This window comes from Pedobacter sp. HMWF019 (assembly GCF_003061025.1).
GTDB lineage: Bacteria > Bacteroidota > Bacteroidia > Sphingobacteriales > Sphingobacteriaceae > Pedobacter.
In genome coordinates, this window is sequence record NZ_QAIL01000486.1 from 1 (window position 1) to 1,645 (window position 1,645).

1 protein-coding gene is annotated in these 1,645 nt (G+C 39.0%); it reads right to left on the reverse strand.

Features of this window, described 5'->3' with window-relative positions; all coding sequences use genetic code 11:
- Positions 1-396 precede the first annotated feature (396 nt).
- A complete protein-coding gene (fabV, locus tag DBR11_RS25220; protein WP_108555344.1) occupies positions 397-1,590 on the reverse strand; it encodes an enoyl-ACP reductase FabV in 1,194 nt (397 codons plus the stop codon).
- Between the last annotated feature and the right edge of the window lie 55 nt (positions 1,591-1,645).

Consider the following 1,645-nt stretch of genomic DNA (forward strand, 5'->3'; position numbering starts at 1 on the left):
GAAGTGTAGTCTGTACTGGAGCAGGTAGATCTTTAAGTTCAACAGGTGCCTTTGTAGCACTGTCTTGTTGTAAAGTGTATTTAACTTCTGTTTTAATTTCGCTTGCTTTTACTGTGGTTAATCCAACGAAAGCTAAAAATGCTGCTGATAAAATGATCTTTTTCATATTCTAAGTATTTCGATTAATAATCTTGTTAATTACGATTAGAATAGATTTAATAATGATGCCGAAGCTTGTTGTTTCTGGCACTAATCTGATTATCAGTATTTTAATTATTTTCGTTTGTCTTGTGATTGTGGAGCATGTCAACAGTTTGCGGAAGGACTGGTCGAAAATAACAATGGCCGCAATCTCTTTTTATGGAATTGCGGCCATTTTATTCTAAAATGTGAATGTTAGTTTTGTATCCCAGTTATTTCTATCACTTCGTTAACGTCTGCATTATAGTCTACACCTGACACTTCGAAACCGAAAAGATTAAAGAAGTCGGTGCTGTAGCCTTTAAGGTCTCCAATGGCAGGCAGGGTTTCTGTAGTCGCTTGTTTCCACAATTCGGCAACTTTATGTTGCACATCTTCGCGCATTTCCCAATCGTCTATACGGATTCTTCCTTTTTCGTCTGTAGAGATCTCTTCGCCGGTGTATAGACGGTCCTGGAATAAGCGCTGAATTTGTTCAATACAGCCCTCGTGGATGCCTTTTTCTTTCATTGTTTTATACAGTAATGAAATATATAAAGGAATAACAGGAATTGCTGAACTGGCCTGAGTAACCAGGGCCTTATTTACAGAAACGTAAGCTTTACCGTTAAGATCTTTCAATTTATCAGTAATGTTAAAGGCAGTGGCTTCCAAATGGTCTTTTGCACGGCCAATGGTACCTTTGCGATAAACAGGTTCTGTAAGCAATGGACCAATATAGGAGTAGGCTACAGTTGCGGCTCCTGGCGCAAGAAGGTTCTCTGCTTTTAAAGCATCTATCCACATTTCCCAATCTTCTCCACCCATTACTTTAATGGTGTTTTCTATATCTTCTTCATTGGCTGGTTGAATAGAGATTTCAGATACGATACCGGTATGGAAATCGACCGTTTTGTTGGTAAAGGCATCTCCTATTGGTTTTAATGTCGAATTATGGGTGATGCCCGTAACAGGATCAGTTCTTCGGGGAGAGGCTAAACTGTAAATCACTAGATCTATTTGTCCAAGATCCGCCTTAATGAGATCTATTGTTTGCTGTTTGATTTCTGTAGAAAAGGCATCTCCATTGATGCTTTTTGCATAAAGGCCAGCTTCATGGGCCTGCTGTTCAAAGGCAGCAGAATTGTACCATCCTGGCGAGGCTGGTTTGCCTGGTGCAGATGGTTTTTCGAAGAATACACCTATTGTAGCAGCGTTTGATCCAAAGGCACTGGTAATCCTGGAGGCTAGTCCAAAGCCAGTTGAGGCACCAATAACCAGTACTTTTTTAGGTCCATTTATGGCACCCTTTGATTTTACATAGCTGATCTGATTTTTAACATTTTGCTCGCATCCTTTTGGGTGTGAGGTAAGGCAGATAAAACCACGTGTTTTAGGAACAATAATCATAAAATGTTTTTTATATTCTAATTGTACTTAATAAAAAATACGGAAAGCTTAATTT